Raw genomic sequence first — 23,011 nt, forward strand, 5'->3', positions numbered from 1 at the left:
AACCACCTTTTAATCAGGTGGTTTTTATTTTACTCGTTTTCTTTCATGCGTACTTCATCTGGTCGTAAACTCAAAGCCAGCTTATCTAAAATACCATTCACAAATTTATAGCCATCTGTCCCACCATATGTTTTGGTTGTTTCTATGGCTTCGTTAATAATCACAGGGTAAGGGGTTTCTGGCATATTCATCAATTCAAAACAAGCCATCCATAAAATAGCCCGCTCAACTGGATTTACCTCTTCTACAGCTCTATCTAATAAAGGTAAAACCTGAGTAGCGTAAACGTCTTTATCTTTTAATACACCGAAAAAAATGGCACGGAATAATTCTAAATTGGCTTTAGCAAAATATTCATTTTCCTGTAGGTTTTTTTCGATTGTTGTGGCACTTAATTCTGGGTTTAACTGCCACTGGTACAAACCTTGCACCACAAACTCACGTGCACGACGACGTGGCGTTTTCATAAATTATTCCTTCTCAATGTCTTTTAATAAATGGGCCATTTGTACCGCCACAACGGCGGCTTCTTCTGCCTTAATATTCATTCGAACTAAAGCTTGCGCTTCGTTTTCAGTGGTTAAAATGGCATTGGCTATCGGGATACCACTATCAAGTGCTACTCTTGACACACCTGCTCCTGACTCATTAGAAACCAATTCAAAATGATAGGTTTCCCCTCTAATAACCACACCTAACGCAACCAATGCATCAAATTTTTTGGTTTTGGTCATTGCTTGCAGTGCGACAGGAATCTCTAAAGCACCGGGGACAAAGGCAATATGGATATTTTCTTGCTTCACACCCAATAATTGTAATTTTTTGGTACAAGACAGTAGCAACTGATCACAAATTTCACGGCTAAAACAAGATTGTACAATCCCAATTTTTAATGTTGAGCCATCCAAATGGCTGTTATAAATATGATTCATTTCTTTTTCCTTAAGGGAGCGCATTGTACCCGATTTTACTCGACTACTCACAGCCTTTTATTAATGTGGCGCTTGTTCAAAGCCAACCACTTCTAACCCAAACCCTGTTAAACCAGTTAAAGCAGAAGGTTTACCCATAATGCGGACTCTGCCAGCATTAAGGCTTGATAACATCTGAGCCCCTATACCATAAGTTTTACTGTCCCATTTTATGGCACCTGGATTATGATGAGCCAATGCTTTTTCTCTTAAGCTTAAGCCATCTTCTTCACGATGCAATAAAATGACTATGCCACAACCTTGTGTATTAATATGGCTTAATGCTTCAGGCAATGACCAAGAATGTGCTTGATGTTGGCTTAAAAAATCCATGGCACTAAATGGTTCATGCACGCGTACCAGCACTTCTTGATTAGGATCTGGCTTTCCTTTTACTAAAGCAATATGGGTTTCATCGGTCAATTTATCGGCAAAAACTACCTGAGTAAACTCTCCCCACGTGGTTTGAATCAAGCTTTCATCTAATTTTTCGATCAAACTTTCATTCTGGCTACGATAGGCAATTAAATCGGCAATCGTGCCAATTTTAATCCCGTGTTTTTGACCAAACTCGATCAAATCTAGCATATGTGCCATGGTACCATCTTCTTTTAATACTTCACATATGACTGCTGATGGTGTGAGACCGGCCAAAGTTGTCAAATCACAACCTGCCTCTGTATGCCCTGCACGCACTAAGACCCCGCCTTTTTCCGCACGTACGGGGAAAATATGACCAGGCTGGACAATGTCTTCAGCTTTTGAAGTGGGAGAGACTAATGTTTGAATGGTATGCGCCCGATCATACGCGGAAATACCTGTGGTCACGCCTTCTGCCGCTTCTACCGATACGGTAAAATTTGTCCCAAATTTTGTGCCATTATTAGGCGCCATAAAAGGCAAATTAAATTTATTGACCATGTCTGCGGTTAAAGTCACACAAACCAAACCTCTGGCATGAGTTACCATGAAATTAATCATTTCTGGGGTAATAAACTGAGCCGCAACCAGCAAGTCCCCTTCATTTTCTCTGTCTTCTGCATCCGTTAAAATGACCATTTTACCGGCTTTAATATCCTGAATAATTTCTAATGTACTGGCTACTGACATGACCTTATACTCCTTTATTGTTATTCTCAATATAACTTGTTAGCATACGTTCTAACGTATCAACAACAGCTTGTGTTTGTACATCTATTTCAATATTGACCTTGTCTTGTATTTGACAAGACCCCATATTGGTTCGATTCAGTGTTTCTGGAATCAAATGGACATTAAATCGATTATCCTGAACTTGTCCAATGGTTAAACTGATCCCATCAATCCCAATAAACCCTTTGGTAAATATATATTTTTTTAAAGGTTCAGGTACGGTAAACCATACCGTTTTATTGGTAGGAGTACTGGTGATATGATCAATTTGGGCTGTCGACATAATATGCCCACTCATTGTATGCCCACCAATTTCGTCCCCAAAGCGGGCGGCTCTTTCTAAATTAATCCAATCACCTACTTTTAGCTGTCCTAGATTGGTTAACTTTAATGTTTCTTGCATTAAGTCAAATGCAACCAAATCTTCATTGACTTGGGTAATGGTCAAACAACAACCATTATGTGCCACTGAGGCACCTATGGTTAAATCACTGAGCATATGGCTGGGAAACTGTACAATATGTGTGCGAAACTGGTCTTTTTCCTCAATATGTTTAATTTGCCCTCGCCCTTGAATGATACCGGTAAACATAACGATCCCTTTACTGTGTAATATGGTCTGAATGCAGATATTTTTCTATTTCCATACGCAAATGTTTGCGAATTTTTGCTGCTTCAAAACGTTTTTTTTCTGTATCTGTTGTTACGTGCAAAGGCGCAACTTGTGTAGGCTTTTTCTGGTCATCCATGGCCACCATCGTTAAGTAACAACTATTGGTGTGCCGCACCTGACGTGTTTGGATATTTTCAGCTTCAACTCTAATGCCTATTTCCATAGATGTATTACCAACATAGTTGACACTGGCCAAAAAAGTCACCAGCTCCCCCACATAAATAGGTTCTTTAAATAACACCTGATCAACAGACAAAGTCACCACATATGTACCTGCGTAACGACTGGCACAAGCATAAGCAACTTGATCCAATAATTTTAAAATCTCGCCACCATGTACATTACCCGAAAAATTCTTCATTTCAGGAGTCATTAACAAAGACATGGTCAACTCTCTTTGTCGTTGGGTATCATTTTGCATTAGAACCACCTTCTTTTTCGAAAAAACATCACCAGTGCTGCGGCAATAACCAGCATCACCAACAAAATAAAAAAATAACCATAACGCCAATCTAATTCAGGCATATTGGTAAAATTCATCCCATAAATACCCGCAACTAAAGTTAGAGGCATAAATATAATGGTAATCGCTGTTAACACACGCATCTGTTCATTTAATTTATTGGACTGATAGGATAAATAAACATCCATCATGCTTGTAATCAGCTCTCGGGTTGAATTAAGCAATGCTACAAGGTGATCAACATGATCTACCACATCCCTTAAAAAGAGCCTTGTATCTTCTTTAAACAAAAGTATTTTGCCTTGCATCATTAAATTCAGGCTCTCTTGTATGGGCAATAAAGTACTTCTGAATAAAATACCATCACGTTTCAAACGATGAACCCGTTGTAAAGTATCCTTTTTTTCCAAATCAAGGATTGAACGGTCTATTTTCTCTACCCTCATATTGAATTTATCTAAGATATTAAAATAGTCATCTACTAAATGGTCAATAAAACTATAAGCTAAAAAATCGGCACCTCTTGAGCGTATATCATCTTTATTGGCAATTAAAGCATTCCTAACTGTAGCAAACCCATCCCATCCATGATTTTGAAAGCTCAGGAAAAAATTCTTGCCAATAATCATGCTCACTGGTTCAGAAACCAATCCTGTTTTTTTATAACCAAAAACACGCCCAACGAAAAAAACATAATGACCATAATCCTCTACTTTAGGGCGTTGATGAATACTTAAAATATCTTCAATAACCAAAGGATGAATATGAAATGTATCAATAATTCGACGCAACTGTGCTTCTTCCCTCACCCCAACACAATGCAACCAAATAATTTCATTTGGTTCAGGAGAAATACACTCAAAATCTGATAACGAAAAATGACGAGTATGTACAGCCAAATGCTGGAATACAACTTGCTCAACAAAAGGTGTACAAACTGAATCTAAATGAGGCACAGAAGCATCATTTTCAGTATTTTCAGTTAGATCATGTTCGTCAATAGCTTGCATATCAATGGACACCTTTTACAGAAAAGACTTTTTTTAATTTACGCCATTGCATTTGTTCTTGCGCCAAGGCACTAGCGGTTAAAGGATTTTGATGCAACCATGACTCATCCACATAAAGCGTTGTTTTTTTTGGTGTTTGCACCAACTGTAAATGTTCAGGTAAACGAATTTCCTTGCGCCCTCGGCAAAATAAGGCAGCTAAACGCAAAATCAACACAGACATCCACATTCGTCTTGATTTTACTTGAGAACCCATTTTTTTTAAGTCGCCTCTATGCCCTAAAATCAATAACGCAATCCATTGTTGTTCTTGCCTTGAAAACCCCGGCATATCAGCGTTGGCTGTAATATAAGCGGAATGTTTGTGATAAGCTGTATGGGCTATCGTTAGGCCAACCTCATGCAAACGAGCTGCCCACTGTATGTGCTTTAAATCGTCCTCTTCAAAATCACTTTCTTTTATATTTAAAACAGCCAATAATTTTTGTACAACTTGAAGTACTCTTTTGGCTTGCTCTATATCAACTGAATACTGTTTTTCAAAATGATGGACCGTTACATCGCGCATATCTTGACTTAATTTTCGACCAATTAAATCATAAAGCACCCCCTCTCGTAACGCCACATCAACCACAGACATTTGCGTAATATCTAGTTCTTCAAAAATCGCCATCATAACCGCAAGGCCACCGGCAAACACTTCCATTCTTTCTGATTTCATACCTGCTAAACGTGCTTTTTTCACACTTTCAGCTTCAATAATTTTTTGGGCTATTTCTGTTAATAAAGGCAAAGAAATATCTGTACTATCTGTATGAGTGGCGACAACAACATCTCTTAACGCACGAGCAGAACCTGAAGAACCAACAGCTAATTTCCAGCCATATTGTTTTAACAAAGGTGCAATACGTTGAATTTCATTACGAGCAGCCAAAACTGCTGCCTGAAAACCTTTATGCGTTATTTTTCCATTAGGAAAATAACGCATAGAATAAGACACGCAGCCTAAAGGTAAACTTTCTGTGACCATGGCATTAAGGTCCTCACCGACAATAAACTCTGTTGATCCACCACCGATATCAACGACCAAACGTCTGTCACCTGTCTTTGGTAAAGTATGCGCAACACCTAAATAAATCAAACGAGCTTCTTCTCTACCCGCAATAATTTCAATAGGGAAACCCAGTGCTTTTTGTGCCTTTTTGGTAAATTCTTCTGCATTTTTAGCCACCCTAAAGGTATTGGTTGCAACCACCCTTACTTGTTCTGGCTCAAATCCTCTTAATCGTTCTGAAAATTTAGATAAGCAAACAAAAGCCCGCTCCTGTGCTGATTTAGATAATATTTTTTCTTCGTTTAAACCAGCTCCTAGACGCACCATTTCTTTTAATGAATCCAGAACCTGTATTTGCTCCCCGTCTACTTTACATATTTGTAGTCGGAAACTATTGGAACCTAGGTCTACCGTTGCTAAAACGCCTTTATTAGACATGTTCATACTCTTTTTTTTCATCCAAGACATTATGGTAACGATTTAAACACAAACTGTCATGTCAAAAACACGCAAATACCACTTTTCTCAAAAAAATATTTGGTCACTTATTTAAAATCCCCTTAGAAAAAACCATTACTTTGTGTATGAATCAATTTAAAGAAAACACATCAATATTTTATATATTTCCCACATAATATTAATAAAATATTCTTAAACCAATATAAATCCATAAAAATCATTTGACTGATTTTTATACAAGTAAGCAAAAATTAATAACCTATATTTTATGTTTAGCTATATATTGAGCAATATATGAGCAACTAGGAATAATATGTAAATTTTGTTCTTGGGCATAAGCTAAAGCAGCTTTTGCTAAACATGCTGCAATCCCTTTTCCCCTTAAGGCATCAGGAACATAGGTATAATTAATATCAATAGTAGAATGGTCAGGTTTACGATATGTCAAATAAGCCAACACACCATTAATCTCTAACTCAAAACGTTGTCGACTTTCATCATGTACAACACCATCAGAATGATTCATTTAACTTCTCCTTTGTATTAGCAAACAAAAAATACAATCAACATTGGTTAACCGTCCTAAAACATCAAACCTGCTAAAACAATAAGACTTAAATAAAAATGTGTATGCTGCCTTTCCTACTCATTAATAGCGAAAGACAGCAGTTTAATTGTTTTTACCCCAATATTTTACCCAATACTTCAGCTGTGTCTTTGGATAATTCTGGTTGATCTACTAATCTAGCCAATTGCCCACGCATAATAACCTGCAATTTACTGTCTAGTTTATTCAAAATATTAAAAGCCTGTAATAAACGAGCAGCAATCTGTGGGTTGAATTGATCTAACTGAATAATTTTATCAACTAAAAGAGCGTAACCTGAGCCGCTTTCATGGTGAAAATGTTCAATATTTCTACTGAAACTACCCAACAAAGAGCGAACCTTATTTGGGTTTTCAATACTAAAAGCTGGATGCTGAAGTGCCTCTTGCACTTCTTTTAATGCTTCAGGATTTTTGCTGCTGCCAATCAACATAAAGTATTTATCAAGTACCAAGGCATCTTCTTTAAAATGCTCAGCGAATTCATTTAATGCAAGCATTCTTTGAGGATGAGCACTATTATTCACAGCCTGCAAAGCTCCCATATAATGAGTCATATTTGGGCTTTGTTTTGGTAAGTTTTTTGCCAACATGGCCACACTATCAGGCAAGGCTCTAACTAAATAAGCACGTACAACATTCAATAAGCTGCGTACACCAGCCAGATCAGGATGGTAATCATATGGTTGCTTATAATCAGATGTGCTCTCTTTTATCAAACATGCTTTTTCTATACGGCTAAACTCATGTACACAAGATACAGCCAATTTATCTAATAATACCTCATGAGCCTGAACCAATAATCTTGGTTGCACACTTTCATATTCTTCAAGCAGTTCAGAAACACTTGGTAAAGTTAACAATAAAGCTTTGAATGCCGAATCAATACCATCATCCACTAACGCCTGTTTATAGCTCTCAATTAACATACAATGTTCTGGTAAAATGGCCTGTGTGCTTAAAGCTTCATAATTGGCTTGAATGGCTCTCTTAAATAATGTTTGTGCCGCTTCCCAACGAGTAAACGAGTTAACATCATGTGCCATTAAAATAGCCAATTCCTGTTCAGAATAAGGATAAAACAAACGTACTGGCGCGCTAAACTCTCTTAATAAAGAAGGCACAACCGACTCAGTAATATTTTCAAACACAAAACTTTGTATTTCTTCTGTTAACAATAATAATTGAGTGAATGCTTCTGTTTCATCTATTTTAGTTAATACTTCCTGCCCTTGTTCATTTAACAATCCAACCAAAACAGGAATCATCATTGGTTTCTTATCCAAACCATCTGGTGTACTGGGTATTTGTTGGGACAAGGTCAAAGTGTATGTGTGATTGTCTGAATCCAATTTTCCTGAAGCATTGATTATAGGTGTACCTGCTTGGCTATACCATAAAGCAAACTGATCCAAATTAATTTGATTGGCATCAGCCATAGCATTTCTAAAATCATCACATGTTACTGCTTTACCATCAAAACGCTCAAAATAAAGTTGCATCCCTTTTTGAAAACCTACTTCTCCCAAAATAGTATGCATCATGCGTACAACTTCTGCACCTTTTTCATAAATAGTCAATGTATAAAAATTATTGATTTCAACAAAAGAAGCGGGTCTGACAGGATGCGCCATTGGGCCTGCATCTTCGGCAAATTGCATTGCACGTAATAGACGAACATTTTCTATGCGTCTAACTGCTCTACTTGCCCTATCAGCAGAGAATTCCTGATCTCTAAAAACCGTCAGTCCTTCTTTTAAAGACAACTGAAACCAATCACGGCAAGTGACCCTATTACCTGTATAATTGTGAAAATATTCATGTCCAATGACACTCTCAATCCCCTCAAAATCTGCATCCGTTGCTGTTTGTGTGCTGGCAAGAACATATTTAGTATTGAAAATATTCAAACCTTTATTCTCCATTGCACCCATATTAAAATCACCAACAGCAACTACCATATAAATATCTAAATCATATTCCAGACCAAAACGCTCCTCGTCCCATTTCATGGCATTTTTTAACGACTCAATTGCAAAGTCTACTTTATGTTGATCTTGCTTTTCAGTATAAAAATGCAACGCTACTTTTTTACCAGATCGAGTAATAAATTCATCAGCACTTAAAGCCAAATTACCTGCAACTAAAGCGAATAAATAACTTGGCTTCCGAAAAGGATCAACCCACTTGACCCAATGTCTATTTTTATCCTGAATGCCTTGTGCCACTAAATTACCGTTAGACAATAACACAGGGTAATCATGTTTATCTGCAACAATTGTTGTTGAAAATTTAGCCATCACATCTGGGCGATCCAGATAATATGTCATCTTTCGAAAACCTTCGGGTTCACATTGAGTAAACAGATTTCCGTTAGACTGATACAACCCCATTAAACTTTTATTATTTTTTGGCTCAAGTTGCGTCACAATTTCTAAAACAAAAATACTCTCTGGCACAGAAAATACCGTCAATACTTCATTGTCCACATCTAATTTATAATGTTCTGGCTTTAATTCTTGCCCATCCAATAAAACAGCCTTTAATAATGCTGAGCCCATTAATTGTAAGGTTCGTGTATGACCAATAGGATGCATTAATAGCCTTGAACGTAAATTCACATACTCTTTTTCAATGTCAAAATGTAAATCTACTTGATCTATTGTAAATTCAGGTGCTTGATAATCTTTTAGATACTGTGTGTGTAACTGTTTTGTCATTATTTTCCTACCTATTCTTATTCAAAATATATTAAGCCATTGTATTTGATCAATTTGCGAAGCCATTAAATAACAGGTATTTTCTTGAAGAGGCGTTAATTCAAGCCTGACTTTCTGCAATACTCCATGCCTAAACAAATGGACATGAACAAACCCTTCCTCTTTGAAGCGCTCCAGCTGCTTGTAAAAATCCGTAATTTTATAACCATTTAAGGCAATCAATTCATCTGCAACATAGATACCCGCTTGTTGCGCAATACTACAATCCAATACTTGTGATACTTTTAACCCACTAGCTATATTCTGATACTTAAACCCTAAGTCAATACATTCTGGCTGATTATCAGGAACCGCATCAACAAAACCACCTAATTGAGCATAAGGTCGAACAAGCCAATAAAAATCGATACCAACGTATTTTAAAAGTTTAGATAAGGGTAAATCTTGCACATCATTTAAACCTTGTTTAAAAAATGCTGCTAAGGATACGCCAACAGTTTGTTCTGCAATGCTTTGCCACTGTCCCTCCTCCTTAACCCCTAATTGTTCATTTTTATAATACTGATATAAAGCGCGCATAACATCATCTAAGGAATGCTGTTGACCTGTTTGCTCACGAATATATAAATCCAATGCTAAAGCAAACAAAGCACCTTTTTGGTAATAGCTGACTATTGCATTAATACTATTTTCATCTTGTTTATAATACTTAGTCCAAGCATTAAAACTTGATTGCGTTAATGTTTGTTTTGTTCGCCCATTGCCTCTTTGTACACGGGTAATATTTTTTGCCAACAAATCCAAATAAATTCGGGCATCAATGACTCCTGAACGCAATAACATTAAATCATCGTAATATGATGTTATTCCTTCAAACGCCCATAATTGTTTTGTATAAACTTCCTGATTTAAATCATATTCCTCAAAAGCTTGAGGTTTAATAGACTTCACATTCCAAGCATGAAAATACTCATGGCTAATCAGCCCTAATAATTGAATATACTCATCAGTTAAAGCTTGCGCCCCCTTCATCGGCAAACAATCTCGACTGGCCAATAAGGCTGTACTGGATAAATGTTCCAAACCGCCATACACATCATCGGAAACATGCAAAAGAAAAACATAACGTTCAAAAGGTGCCTGGCCTGAAAACAGCTTTATTTGTGCGGCACAAATTTTTTGAGTATCATGAACCAAACGTTCTAAATCACCATTAAATATGCCAGAAATAATGAATTCATGGGGGATACCTAAAACGTCGAAACATAAGCGTGAAAAACAGCCCATTTCAACAGGGCAATCAATTAAGCAATCATAACTATCTGCTTGGTACAAACCAAAGCCATATTGATCAATCTCGATTGCGGGCAATGCCGTTGCTAATTGCCAATGTTTTAACTCTGGCAATTCTGGTTTCGATAACAATAGCTGGCAAGGCTGATCCCTTTGACCCTCAACATATAAACACAAAGAAGTATGATTAAAAAAGGCCCTGTCTTTATCTAAAAAAGCCCCCCTAACAGATAAATCAAATGCATATACTTCATAATGGATCTCAACAACATCTAAATCTTTTGTTGCTACTTGCCAAGAATGTTTATCAATTTGCTCAATAGGGTATTCTTTTTGGTTAGAGAAAGCCTTCATTGTCACGATGTTCTTGGCAAAATCTCGAATCATATAACTGCCAGGAATCCAAGCTGGTAAACGAAACAATATTGTTTCCTGCCCTTTTACAGGAACAGATAAACGAATATGAAAAAGATGAGCATGAACAGATGCAGGCCAAATTTTATATGTCAACATAATGGAATTTTAAACTTATTTATTCTAGGTAAAATTAGGGATTAATAAGGATTAAATTGTAGTACAGATTAAAGTGTAAAGATAGGAAACAAGATTATTGAATTGAATAAAACAGTAAAAAATTATTTTTGTTTTTAAAAATCAAAATAATAAACAAAGAAAACAAAAATTGATAGTCTAAAACAATGAAGTCGATATAAATAATTTTTCGAGATTATGTTAGAATTAGTAAAATTTCGTTAAATAACAAAATTTGGCATAAAAACCAATAACTTCAAAAATTACACACAAAGAACTAGTCCACAATAAGTAGTTTGTCTTGATAAAAATCAAATAAAAATTTTTCAATGTATTTATACTATAAACTGGGGTGAGTTGTAATTGTTACAATTGCAAACTGGCACATGTCTTTAAAGATATAAACTGGCTGGTTTGGTTAAATTCATTTACAATACGCGCCAAGCAACAATCAGAGCAGTTGCAATTTATACATGTTTTAGTATAAATAACATACTAATTCCATAAAAAATAGTTATTTAACTTGTTTTAACATTTGGAGAAACACTAATGGAAACGCAATCCACATACAACTATAAAGTTGTGAGGCAATTTGCCATCATGACTGTAGTTTGGGGTATTGTTGGCATGTTAGTTGGTGTGCTTATTGCTGCACAACTAGCTTGGCCAGTTTTAAACCTAAGTGAAGTTGGGCCATGGTTCCACTTTGCCCGTCTGCGTCCTTTACATACAAATGCAGTCATCTTTGCCTTTGGTGGTTGTGGCTTATTTGCTACAAGCTACTATGTTGTACAAAGAACATGTAATGTACGTTTGATTTCAGACAAGCTAGCGGCTTTCACCTTCTGGGGATGGCAACTGGTTATTCTTTTAGCGGCAATCACACTGCCTTTAGGTATCACTACAGGTAAAGAGTATGCCGAACTAGAATGGCCAATCGATATTCTTATTACTGTTGTCTGGGTTGCTTACGCAATTGTGTTTTTTGGTACCATTGCCAAACGTAAAGTCAAACATATTTATGTTGCAAACTGGTTCTATGCCGCGTTTATTTTAGCTGTTGCCCTTTTACACATTGTCAATAGCTTAGAAGTACCTGTTAGCGCATTTAAGTCATTCCCAATCTATGCTGGTGCAGTTGATGCAATGGTACAATGGTGGTATGGGCACAATGCTGTAGGCTTTTTCTTAACAGCTGCATTCTTAGGCATGATGTACTACTTTGTCCCTAAACAAGCTGGCCGCCCAATCTATTCATACCGCTTATCAGTCGTACACTTTTGGGCATTGATCTTCACCTACATGTGGGCAGGCCCTCATCATTTACACTACACTGCCTTACCAGATTGGACTCAGTCTTTAGGAATGGTATTTTCTTTGATTCTTTTTGCACCTAGCTGGGGTGGGATGATCAACGGTATTATGACCTTATCAGGTGCTTGGCATAAACTTCGTACCGACCCAATCTTAAAATTTATGGTTGTTGCTTTATCTTTCTACGGTATGTCTACATTTGAAGGCCCAATGATGTCCATTAAATCAGTCAATGCTTTAAGTCATTACACTGACTGGACTGTAGGTCACGTACATTCTGGCGCATTAGGCTGGGTTGGCTTCATTACCATTGGCTCAATTTACTATCTCATTCCACGTCTATTTGGACGTGAAAGCATGTACAGTACAAAGCTGATGGAAAGCCACTTTTGGATTGCAACAATTGGTATTGTTTTATACATTGCTTCTATGTGGATTTCAGGTGTGATGCAAGGCTTAATGTGGAGAGATATTAACCCTACAGACGGCACCTTAACCTACTCTTTCATTCAAGAAGTTATGCAACGTTATCCTTACTACATCGTTAGGGTATTAGGTGGAGCATTATATCTTGTGGGTATGTTAATCATGGCTTACAACGTGTTCCGTACAGTTGCACAAGGTAAAGCTGTTGATGCCAAGATCCCTGTTGTTTCTCAACATCATAATGCTTAACAGGGAAGGAAAAATAACATGAATAAAATACAAAAACTTGTTGAAGAACACGTAGGCTTTTTGATTGTATTTACTTTCCTAGTAATCAGTGTGGGCTTATTAGTGGAAGTGATCCCCTTAATGTTCTCTAAAACAGTAACTGAGCCAGCTCCTGGTGTAGAACCTTATACACCATTACAGTTGGCCGGACGTGATGTCTATATTAAAGAAGGTTGTTACAACTGCCATTCTCAAATGATTCGTCCGTTTAGAGCAGAGACAGAACGTTATGGTCATTATTCTGTTGCAGGTGAGTCTGTTTATGATCACCCATTTCAATGGGGTTCAAAACGTACAGGCCCAGACTTAGCACGTGAAGGCGGTTTACGCTCTGATACATGGCACCGTATGCATTTAATTGATCCACGCCAAACAACTCCTGGCTCCAATATGCCAGCATTCCCTTGGTTGGAAAAAAACAAACTTAATCCTGAAGACGTTGTGGCAAGCATGAAAGCATTACGTAAAGTTGGCGTACCATACACTGACGATGATATCAAACAAGCAACCCTGTCTGCTGACGAAGGTGGCGAAGTTGATGGCAAAACAGAAATGGATGCCTTGATTGCTTATTTGCAAGGTTTAGGTCTTGCTTTGAAAAACGTAAGGTAAAAAATATGAGTAACGCTGATATTATTCGAATGTTGTCGACAGTGTTTTATTTTAGTTTTTTTGCACTGATTATCTTCTTTGTATTTCGCAAAGGGGCGAAAAAGCACTATACCCCTGCAGCTGAGCATATGTTTGAAGATGATGATTCAATACACCAATCACAAAGCAACAATAGTCAGGAAAATATCAGCCAAACAGCTCATAGCAACGGAGTGAATAATAATGAACACAACAACTGACTTTACAAGCAATTTCTGGAATATCTATATTTGCGTAATTGTTATTGTAAGTATTATTGCAGTTTTTTGGTTGCTGCTTTCTCAATCCAAGTCAACTGTAAAAAAAGGCGAAGAAGTAAAAACTGTCGGACATGTCTGGGATGAAGACTTAGAAGAATATAATAATCCCCTACCTCGTTGGTGGATGATTATGTTCTTATTAACCTTGGTATTCAGTGTCGGTTACTTAATTGTTTACCCTGGTATGGGAGACTATAAAGGTTACTTCAAATGGACCAGTCATAATCAATATGAAGGTGAAGTTGCTGAAGCAAATAAAGCATACAAATCCCAATATGATAAATATCTACAAACAGATGTTAAAATGCTGGCAACCGACCCTCAAGCCATGAAAACTGCACAAAACCTATACAATACTTATTGTATGCAGTGTCATGGAGCAGATGCTCGTGGCTCACGTGGATTCCCTAATCTGACTGACAGTGACTGGTTATGGGGGGGAGAACCAGAACAAATTCACGAGTCTATTCGCGATGGTCGTATGGGTATTATGGCAGCTTGGGGTGAACAATTAACCTCTGATCAAATTGAAGATGCTGCAAATTATGTTCTGTCTTTGTCAGGAAAACCTCATAATACAACCAGTGCAATGAGAGGAAATGATGTGTTTCATAACCCTCCAGCTAACTGTGCAACCTGTCATGGTGCAGATGGCAAAGGCATCTTAACTCAAGGTCCTAACTTAACAGATAATATCTGGTTATGGGGCAGCAGTAAAAAAGCGATTATTGATACCATTACCAATGGTCATGAAAATGAAATGCCTGCTTGGGGTGAATTCCTTGATGAAAGTAAAGTTCATTTATTGACTGCTTATGTTTGGGGCTTATCCAATAACACAAAGAAAGAAGCAACGAAATAATGTTGCCATAGATGAGATCGGCCTGTTTTTTTCAAAACAGGCCGATTTACTTTTATTATGGCACAAGGCAAGATTTAAAGATTAATTTGTTATATAATTATAAGATATTTAATTTACCCAAATAAATATAAGTTTTACTTATAAAACAATAATAAGTATCTATATAAAATTACAATGATGATACAAGATACAACACTCGCACAATCGCTGAGCTTCAACAATGATAATGAACTTGATTTTAAATCACCAAGATCATAGCGTAATGAGGATATATCTATGTCGGAAGAACAAACAGACTCTATAAAAAAAGAAGAAAAAGTCATTGAACTTTATGCTACGCATAAAAAAATTCACCCTAAATGGGTCAAAGGACGCTTTGCTAATTTACGTATATTGACTGTTCTGATTACACAACTGGTTTATTTTGGTTTACCTTGGCTCAATTGGAACAATCGTCAAGCATTCTTACTCGAAATTGCAACACGAAAATTTTATATTTTTGGACTGACTATTTGGCCACAAGATCTATTCTACTTATCAGGTTTGTTAATTTGTTGTGCTTTGGGTCTATTTTGGTGGACAACAATAGCGGGACGATTATGGTGTGGTTACGCTTGCCCACAAACAGTTTATTCTGAAATTATGATCTGGTTTGATCGCTTATTTGAAGGGGATCGTCCCCAACGAATCAAGCTGGATAAGTCGCCTATTAGCTCCAGAAAAATATTAATCAAAATAAGCAAATACTGTGCCATTATTTTATTTTGTTTTTGGACAGGTTTCACCTTCGTTGGTTACTTCACTCCGATTAAATCACTTTGGGTTGATTTAATACACTTAAATCTAAGCTCTTATGCCATTATCGCATTGACTCTTTATGCTGTATTCACATTTATGCTTGGTCATATTCTACGTGAACAAGTATGTAAATATATGTGCCCTTATGCTCGTTTCCAAAGTGCTATGTTTGATATAGACACCTTAATTATTTCTTACGATACGGAAAGAGGTGAACCTAGAGGAAAACGGAAAAAAGGTGTTGATTATAAAGCGGAAGGAAAAGGTGAATGTATTGATTGTACTATGTGCGTTCAAGTTTGCCCCGTAGGTATTGATATTCGTAATGGTCTACAATACGAATGTATTGGCTGTGCAGCATGTATTGATGTTTGTGACGAAGTAATGGATAAAATGAACTACCCTCGTGGCCTTATTCGTTATACGACAGAAGCAGCTTTAGAAAAAAAATACCCGGAATCAAAAATACTCACTCGTTTGAAACGTCCTAGAGTTTTAGGTTATGGAATTGTGCTTTTTGTTGTTCTATCTGTCGTCTTGTATTCTTTAGCAACGCGTTTACCCTTTAAGGTAAATGTGATTAAAGACCCTTCTGTTGTGGTTCGAGAAAATAACCAAGGATGGTTAGAAAACACCTATACCTTCAAAATCATGAATACGACAGAAGCACCACAAAAATTCAGTGTTTCTGTAAATGGTTTTAAACAAATCAATTTGGATGGCGCACCAGAAATCATTCAATTGGAACCAGAAAGTAGTTTATCATTGCCTGTGCGTGTATCTACTCCTAGAGAAAATGCACCAGCAGGTAAACACCCAATTAAATTTACGTTTAAATTACTCGATCAAGCTGAACCAGTTATTCTGGAGCAGTCCTCAAGTTTCATTGGAGAAGATGAATAATGATGACAAATAATACCGAACCCAAAATGGCCAACCCTTGGTATAAAGAGCCTTGGCCATGGCTTTTAATGTTAGGCCCATTTATTGTTGTGATTGCGGGTTTTGTTACTTTTTACATCGCAGTCAATACGGATGATACCCTTGTAACTGATGACTATTATAAAGATGGAAAAAACATCATTTTACAAATTCATAAGGATGAAGAAGCAGCAAAAAGAAATCTACATGCTAAAATTTTATTCAATAGCAATAAAAATTCTGCCCGTATATTTTTAGAAGGCGATTTTGCAAAGGATGAACCCATTATTTTGAGTATTCAACACCCTACTCTTGCAAAACAAGATCAGTCAGTGACATTAAAACCAATCAGTAATAATTTATATCAAGTTGAGTTAAAACAACTGGCACATGCAAATTACTGGTATTTAGCATTAGAAGACACTGATAAAAAGTGGAAAATACAAGGGCGCTGGTATTCTGCTAGTGGCAATGAAGCCATTTTAGAGCCCTCACTAAATAAAGTACCCGAGACAACACAATCAACATCGTAACATGAGACTTTTAAACTATGTATCTATGCTTATTACTCAAGCATAGATTATTTTTTACACTGGAGATCGTTTTAAAATGGATGAAGAATTAAAAAAAGCAGCCTTACAATTTCATGAGTTTCCTGTTCCAGGAAAAATTCAGGTGGCACCAACAAAACCACTAACCACACAGTATGATTTAGCCTTGGCCTATTCTCCAGGGGTAGCAGCACCTTGTCTGGCAATTGAGCAAGAACCAATGGATGCTTATAAATACACTGCAAAAGGTAACTTAGTTGCTGTTATTTCTAATGGTACAGCAGTATTAGGCCTAGGCAATATTGGTGCTTTAGCAGGTAAGCCCGTAATGGAAGGCAAAGGCGTTTTATTTAAAAAATTTGCAGGCATTGATGTATTTGATATAGAAGTCAATGAAACAGATGCAGACAAATTGGTTGATATTATTGCATCTCTTGAGCCTACTTTTGGTGGCATCAACCTAGAAGATATAAAAGCACCAGAATGCTTTTATATTGAAAGCAAATTACGTGAACGCATGAATATCCCCGTATTTCATGATGACCAACATGGCACAGCCATTATTACTTCAGCTGCTGTATTAAACGGCTTACGCGTTGTTAATAAAAAAATTGAAGATGTTACCTTAGTGTGCTCAGGAGCAGGCGCTGCTGCCATTGCTTGCTTGGATTTACTTGTTGCACTAGGGATGAAACGCGAAAATATTGTCATGTGCGATTCAAAAGGCGTTGTTTACATAGATCGCGATGACAAAATGGACGCAACAAAAAAACGTTATGCTATTGCTGACAATGGCCAACGTAATCTACGTGACGCAATCAAAAACAAAGATATTTTCTTAGGCTTATCTGGCCCTAAATTAGTTGATCAAGATATGGTCAAATCAATGAATGATCACCCATTGATTCTTGCTTTGGCTAATCCTGAACCAGAAATTTTACCACCTTTAGCGAAAGAAGCACGCCCTGACTCAATTATTTGTACAGGACGTTCTGATTTTCCAAATCAAGTCAATAATGTTTTATGCTTCCCCTTCATTTTTAGAGGCGCATTAGATGTTGGTGCTACAACCATCAATGAAGAAATGAAATTAGCTTGTGTCAGAGCAATTGCTGACCTTGCTTTAGCAGAACAAAGTGATACAGTTTCTTTAGCTTATGGAGGGCAAGATTTAAGTTTTGGACCAGAATACCTTATTCCAAAACCATTTGACCCTCGCCTTATTGTGAACATTGCACCTGCTGTTGCCAAAGCAGCAATGGATTCGGGTGTTGCCACTCGCCCAATTGAAGACTTTGATGCGTATATTGAGCGTTTATCTGAATTTGTATATAAATCAAAACTATTTATGCGCCCTGTTTTTGCCCAAGCCAAACAAGATAAAAAACGCGTTGTATTGTGCGAAGGAGAAGATGAGCGAGTTTTACATGCGACCCAACAAATTGTGACTCAAGGCTTAGCCTTCCCTATTTTAATTGGTCGAGCTTCTGTTATTGAACAACGTATTGAAAAATTAGGCCTTAAAATTAAAGCGGGTCAAGATTTTGAATTGGTTAATAACCAATCTGATCCTCGCTATCGTGAGTACTGGGAAGATTATTATAATTTAACCAAACGCCAAGGTGTCACTCAAGAAATGGCACGCCGTCGTATGATTGCCAATACAACACTTATTGGTGCCATGATGGTTAGACGAGGCGATGCTGATTCGCTAATTTGCGGTACATTTGGCAACTATAGACAACACTTCGAAATTTTAGAGCAAATATTAGGCTACAATAACCCAGAAAAAATTGCTGGCGCAGTAAATGCATTGATCTTACAGTCAGGTAATATTTTTATCACCGACACCTACGTTAATGCTAACCCAAATGCAGAACAACTGGCAAAAATCACTTTAATGGCCAGTGAAGAAATGCGCCGTTTTGGTTTGGTGCCAAAAGCTGCATTGCTGTCTAACTCAAATTTTGGTTCTATTAAAACAACCTCTGGCAGTAAAATGCAAGAAGCACTGTCTTTAATTCAACAAGCTGATCCAGAATTGGAAATAGACGGTGAGATGCAAGGAGATGCTGCTTTATTAGAAAGCATTCGACATCAAGCTTTCCCTGATACAACACTAAAAGGACAAGCCAATTTATTGGTGATGCCGAATGTTGAAGCTGCTAATATCAGCTACAACTTATTACGTGTTTCTGCTTCTGATGGTGTGACAATTGGTCCGATTTTAATGGGCTTAGCCAAACCTGCTCATATTCTAACGCCTATTGCATCTGTACGCAGAATTGTGAATATGGTTGCTGTTGCTGCTGTTGACGCACAACAACAAAAAAACTGATCATTTAGTCATCAATCCATAAAAGGCAAGGAAAAAAACCTTGCCTTTTATATTTAACTTAAAACAAGATGAATAACAACTTTTCCCCTCTATTTTCTTCTGTTCAACTATTCATTGATACTCTTGGCCTAAAACCATTCCAAACACAAAACGATTGCGATCAACTACTCAATAGTGCAAGAAAAATAAATCCTGATATACCAACATGGCTTAAATTTGGATTAGACCACAATAATAGCACCTTATATTATGAAGAATGTATTCAACAAACAGGCATTGTGCCAACCAGAAGCAATAACTGGCATGATTGGTTTAATGCCTTAATTTGGTGTGCGTTTCCAAAAACAAAAACGGCTATTACCAATAGGCACAATTTGGCCATCAATCAAGGAGAAAAAAAAAGAGGCCCAATAAGAGACTCGCTGACTTTATTGGATGAATCGGGTATTTTAATCCCTTATACAGAACAAGCGAACATTGACTTTTTACAAAACCACGAATGGCAAAACTTATTTGTTCATCAAAAACAAAATTGGGGACACACTATTGATGCATGGGTCATTGGACATGCTACTTTAGAAAAAGGATTAGCCCCATATATTGGTTGGTGCGGCAAGGCTTTACCGATTAAAGTTGATGTACATTTTTTCCAATTATCTCGAGAAAATAAAAACCAATATTTAGATAACTTACTGGCAAAAAAATTGGTTCAATCTGAATTTCTGAGCAACACGAAGTCTTTATTCCCTTTACCTGTGCTAGGCATCCCTGGCTGGCATACACCACAAGATGAAGCATTTTATGCGAATAGGCACTATTTCAGAAAAAAAGCTGAATAAAACTAATCACACCTTTTCGCAAAAGCATCTAAAGAAATATCAAGTGAGTTGATGCTATCAGATAATAATGTACATATACCTTGTGAGACGGCGCTGCTTTCTTCTGTGCGCGGCTCATATACAAACATTTTAAATAAAGTAGACAACATAATTTCTTGGGCACTGGTTTTCAAAATCCAACCTTTTTTTTCCAATGCAATATAATTTTCACGTGCAAGTAAATCTAATAGATCACCCAATTCATCATAACCCATATTGACCCTACGCCTAAACTCTCTAATGCTCACAGCACGTCCCTTGTGTTGTGCATGATAAAGTAAAATCATTACCTTCAAAACATCATCAAAGCGCCCTCTTGAGTCTGTTGCATTTAAAAATGCATTTCCTTTCCAATAAGAAAAAGAAGCCGTTAATACAGCACCGCCCAATAAAACATACCATAAGCAAAAAAGCCAAAATAAAAATACAGGTAAGACAGCAAAAGCGCCATAAATTAACTGATAATTAGCAAAATTACTGATGTATAAACCAAAAACTCGTCTGACTATTTCCAATAAAATTGCTGTTGTTAAAGCGCCAATAATGGCATGAGAATTGGGTACATAGCGATGTGGTACAAACCGATATAAAGCCCACAGTAAAAAAGTACTTAAAGAAACAGAACCTGCAATTCGAACCACATAACCAAAAATTGGGTACTCTGTTGGAAAATTGGTTTCCCTAAACAACCACCCCCAAATAGAAAGTCCCGTTCCTAAAATCAAAGGACCTAATGTCAAAATACTCCAATATACCAATATTCTGGTCACCCATGCCCTTCTTTGTTTGGTTCGCCAGATTTGATTAAAAGTGCGCTCTATTGTCATCACCAACAAAACGGATGAACACACCAAAACAGTTACCCCCAAAGCCGTTAAATTACCAGCTTTAGCTGTAAATTCCTGCATATAAGTTGAAATAACCTTACTGGCATATTCAGGCATTAACGTATCTGTTAAAAAGTTATGAAATTTTGTTGTTATTTCTGAAAACATTGGGAAAGCAGAAATCACAATAAATGTCACAGTAAAAAATGGCACTAAGGCTAATAAGGTTGTAAAACTTAAACTAGCAGCGACCTGATTTAAACGTAATTCACTAGAGCGCTGTAGAAAAAATATAGAGAACCCTATTAATCGTTTTTGTGTAATACGATTAATCACATTATGCATGAGTTTACGAAATTTACTTTGTGGTATCATTGAGCCATTCATCGCTATTTAAAAATACATGACCAATTATTTATCGGTATTTAATCATTAAATTTATCGGTATTTAATCATTAATAAAAGCAAAAGTATAACACATTAGGCATCAAGCCTATTTCAAAAGGAAAACCAGATGATTCAATTGATTGTTTTATACTATAGTTTACATGGTTCCACACTGAATCTGGCAAAAAAAATTGCCCAAGGAATCAATAGTGTAGAAGGCTGTGAGGCACTCTTACGCACAGTACCAAAAGTCTCCACTGTATGTGAAGCCACCGAAGCCGATATTCCTGAACAAGGTGCACCCTATATCACACTCGAAGAGCTAGAGCATTGCGCTGGTTTAGCATTAGGCAGCGGTACACGTTTTGGCAATATGTCAGCCCCTATAAAATATTTTTTAGATGGTACCAGCGGGCTATGGCTTAATGGCAGCCTTATTGGTAAGCCTGCAACCGTATTCACCAGTACCAACACCCAACATGGCGGACAAGAAAGCACCTTACTGAGCATGATGTTACCATTGATGCACCACGGCATGCTGATTGTCGGCGTACCCTTTAGTGAAGAGAACTTAAGCCAAACAACAACTGGGGGAACACCTTATGGCGTATCGCACGTTGAAGGTTCTGAGCATACCCCTATTTTAAGTGATCACGAAAGCCAATTAGCCTTTAATCAAGGAAAACGTTTAGCGACTATTGCCTTAAAACTCTCAAAATAAAAACACACCTTTACAGGTGTGTTTTTATTTTAAACCATAAACGGATCAGCGATATTGCGGTGGCGGTGCATACTGCCCATTACTTTGGTCAGCAGGAAATGCAGAAGGTTCCGTACGCACTTTTGAAGGATCATACAATTCAAAAATAGCAGTACCAATAACACCTGTATTACTTGCAGAACCAGCTGGTGTATTAGCAGCATAAGCATCTTGAACAGAAGAGAAACGAAATGCCGCTACTTCATCTTGGCTTTTTCTAAATCCCTCAATAATTAATTCTTGATTGGGGTAAAGTACATAACCACTATTACTCAAGCTACCTGCTGAACCATTAATGACATCTAAACCATCTACTGTTGTCACAACTTCATAGATACGATTAGATAAATTGTGATAACGTATTTTATATTGTGCTTTATCTTGCCCCTTTAATAAAACCCTATTATTCGCCCCATTCATTAATGTCCACTTTTGATCACGCTCATTTAAAATGGATACACCAATTTTACCGTTGGCAATCATCATTTCCTTAATGGGAGTACCTTTAGCATTTCCTGCAGAATAATAAATCATAGACACATCTACTGGTTGGCTAGAAAGTCTTTTTAAATCCACAGTAGAAACTTTTGACTCAATTCCTTCGCCCCATTGTGTACCTAAACGCTCTTGAGCATTTAAATTAGGTGCAAGTGACTGTTTTGCCGTTTCATTGACTGAATCAGACCTTTCAACCTCAATCCTTGCAGGTTTTTCCTGAGGCGAGCCACAACTAGTTAAACCAATTAAACTAAGTAACAAAAACAAATAATACAAACTTTTCTTTATCATTTCTCACCCCTATGAACCAGTATATTTAA

At 37.0% G+C, this 23,011-nt stretch carries 21 protein-coding genes; 9 read left to right on the top strand and 12 right to left on the bottom strand.

Annotation, left to right across the window (positions count from 1 at the left end; genetic code table 11):
- Window positions 1–29 precede the first annotated feature (29 nt).
- The 10 genes from nusB to AADH04_RS00640 all read right to left on the bottom strand — a co-directional run bounded on the left by nusB (window position 30) and on the right by AADH04_RS00640 (window position 10,914).
- Window positions 30–467 (bottom strand): transcription antitermination factor NusB, encoded by a 438-nt coding sequence (gene nusB / locus AADH04_RS00595; protein ID WP_434778318.1) that lies wholly within the window; start codon window positions 465–467, stop codon window positions 30–32.
- Between the two features lie 3 nt (window positions 468–470).
- Complete coding sequence (gene ribH, locus AADH04_RS00600; RefSeq protein WP_434778319.1) at window positions 471–932, bottom strand: 6,7-dimethyl-8-ribityllumazine synthase; 462 nt, start codon at window positions 930–932, stop codon at window positions 471–473.
- Between the two features lie 60 nt (window positions 933–992).
- Window positions 993–2,114, bottom strand: coding sequence for a bifunctional 3,4-dihydroxy-2-butanone-4-phosphate synthase/GTP cyclohydrolase II (ribBA, locus tag AADH04_RS00605; protein WP_434779766.1), 1,122 nt, complete (start codon window positions 2,112–2,114; stop codon window positions 993–995).
- Window positions 2,086–2,715, bottom strand: coding sequence for a riboflavin synthase subunit alpha (locus AADH04_RS00610; protein WP_434778320.1), 630 nt, complete (start codon window positions 2,713–2,715; stop codon window positions 2,086–2,088). The genes ribBA and AADH04_RS00610 overlap by 29 nt, the downstream gene beginning before the upstream one ends.
- A 10-nt stretch (window positions 2,716–2,725) precedes the next feature.
- Window positions 2,726–3,217 (bottom strand): acyl-CoA thioesterase, encoded by a 492-nt coding sequence (locus tag AADH04_RS00615; RefSeq protein ID WP_434778321.1) that lies wholly within the window; start codon window positions 3,215–3,217, stop codon window positions 2,726–2,728.
- A complete protein-coding gene (gene corA, locus AADH04_RS00620; RefSeq protein ID WP_434778322.1) occupies window positions 3,217–4,269 on the bottom strand; it encodes a magnesium/cobalt transporter CorA in 1,053 nt (350 codons plus the stop codon). The genes AADH04_RS00615 and corA overlap by 1 nt, the downstream gene beginning before the upstream one ends.
- A gap of 1 nt (window position 4,270) precedes the next feature.
- Window positions 4,271–5,767: an exopolyphosphatase gene (gene ppx, locus AADH04_RS00625; RefSeq protein WP_434778323.1), complete on the bottom strand. Its 1,497-nt coding sequence runs from the start codon at window positions 5,765–5,767 to the stop codon at window positions 4,271–4,273.
- 274 nt (window positions 5,768–6,041) lie between these two features.
- Window positions 6,042–6,308 (bottom strand): GNAT family N-acetyltransferase, encoded by a 267-nt coding sequence (locus tag AADH04_RS00630; protein WP_434778324.1) that lies wholly within the window; start codon window positions 6,306–6,308, stop codon window positions 6,042–6,044.
- A gap of 154 nt (window positions 6,309–6,462) precedes the next feature.
- A complete protein-coding gene (gene pepN, locus AADH04_RS00635; protein WP_434778325.1) occupies window positions 6,463–9,108 on the bottom strand; it encodes an aminopeptidase N in 2,646 nt (881 codons plus the stop codon).
- A gap of 21 nt (window positions 9,109–9,129) precedes the next feature.
- Window positions 9,130–10,914, bottom strand: a complete 1,785-nt coding sequence (locus AADH04_RS00640) for a M61 family metallopeptidase (protein ID WP_434778326.1) — start codon at window positions 10,912–10,914, stop codon at window positions 9,130–9,132.
- 567 nt (window positions 10,915–11,481) lie between these two features.
- Here AADH04_RS00640 and ccoN point away from each other — a divergent pair.
- The 8 genes from ccoN (at window position 11,482) to AADH04_RS00680 (ending at window position 20,180) form a co-directional block, all read left to right on the top strand.
- Window positions 11,482–12,921, top strand: coding sequence for a cytochrome-c oxidase, cbb3-type subunit I (ccoN, locus tag AADH04_RS00645; protein WP_434778327.1), 1,440 nt, complete (start codon window positions 11,482–11,484; stop codon window positions 12,919–12,921).
- 18 nt (window positions 12,922–12,939) lie between these two features.
- Window positions 12,940–13,572, top strand: a complete 633-nt coding sequence (gene ccoO, locus AADH04_RS00650) for a cytochrome-c oxidase, cbb3-type subunit II (RefSeq protein WP_434778328.1) — start codon at window positions 12,940–12,942, stop codon at window positions 13,570–13,572.
- Window positions 13,573–13,577: 5 nt separating this feature from the next.
- Window positions 13,578–13,811, top strand: coding sequence for a CcoQ/FixQ family Cbb3-type cytochrome c oxidase assembly chaperone (locus tag AADH04_RS00655; RefSeq protein WP_434778329.1), 234 nt, complete (start codon window positions 13,578–13,580; stop codon window positions 13,809–13,811).
- Entirely contained in the window at window positions 13,795–14,733 is a 939-nt protein-coding gene (gene ccoP, locus AADH04_RS00660) for a cytochrome-c oxidase, cbb3-type subunit III (RefSeq protein ID WP_434778330.1), read from the top strand. The genes AADH04_RS00655 and ccoP overlap by 17 nt, the downstream gene beginning before the upstream one ends.
- A gap of 276 nt (window positions 14,734–15,009) precedes the next feature.
- Window positions 15,010–16,434, top strand: a complete 1,425-nt coding sequence (ccoG, locus tag AADH04_RS00665; RefSeq protein ID WP_434778331.1) for a cytochrome c oxidase accessory protein CcoG — start codon at window positions 15,010–15,012, stop codon at window positions 16,432–16,434.
- Window positions 16,434–16,985, top strand: a complete 552-nt coding sequence (locus tag AADH04_RS00670) for a FixH family protein (protein WP_434778332.1) — start codon at window positions 16,434–16,436, stop codon at window positions 16,983–16,985. The genes ccoG and AADH04_RS00670 overlap by 1 nt, the downstream gene beginning before the upstream one ends.
- A gap of 76 nt (window positions 16,986–17,061) precedes the next feature.
- Window positions 17,062–19,341, top strand: coding sequence for an NADP-dependent malic enzyme (locus AADH04_RS00675; protein WP_434778333.1), 2,280 nt, complete (start codon window positions 17,062–17,064; stop codon window positions 19,339–19,341).
- A gap of 68 nt (window positions 19,342–19,409) precedes the next feature.
- Complete coding sequence (locus AADH04_RS00680; RefSeq protein WP_434778334.1) at window positions 19,410–20,180, top strand: DUF3025 domain-containing protein; 771 nt, start codon at window positions 19,410–19,412, stop codon at window positions 20,178–20,180.
- 2 nt (window positions 20,181–20,182) lie between these two features.
- Here AADH04_RS00680 and AADH04_RS00685 read toward each other — a convergent pair whose 3' ends face one another.
- Complete coding sequence (locus AADH04_RS00685; RefSeq protein ID WP_434778335.1) at window positions 20,183–21,421, bottom strand: YihY family inner membrane protein; 1,239 nt, start codon at window positions 21,419–21,421, stop codon at window positions 20,183–20,185.
- Between the two features lie 139 nt (window positions 21,422–21,560).
- Here AADH04_RS00685 and wrbA point away from each other — a divergent pair, with 139 nt between their 5' ends.
- Complete coding sequence (wrbA, locus tag AADH04_RS00690) at window positions 21,561–22,154, top strand: NAD(P)H:quinone oxidoreductase (RefSeq protein ID WP_434778336.1); 594 nt, start codon at window positions 21,561–21,563, stop codon at window positions 22,152–22,154.
- A 45-nt stretch (window positions 22,155–22,199) separates the two neighbouring features.
- Here wrbA and AADH04_RS00695 read toward each other — a convergent pair whose 3' ends face one another.
- Complete coding sequence (locus AADH04_RS00695) at window positions 22,200–22,982, bottom strand: hypothetical protein (RefSeq protein ID WP_434778337.1); 783 nt, start codon at window positions 22,980–22,982, stop codon at window positions 22,200–22,202.
- Window positions 22,983–23,011: the final 29 nt, after the last annotated feature.

The organism is Neisseria sp. Ec49-e6-T10 (genome assembly GCF_051132615.1).
Taxonomy (GTDB): domain Bacteria; phylum Pseudomonadota; class Gammaproteobacteria; order Burkholderiales; family Neisseriaceae.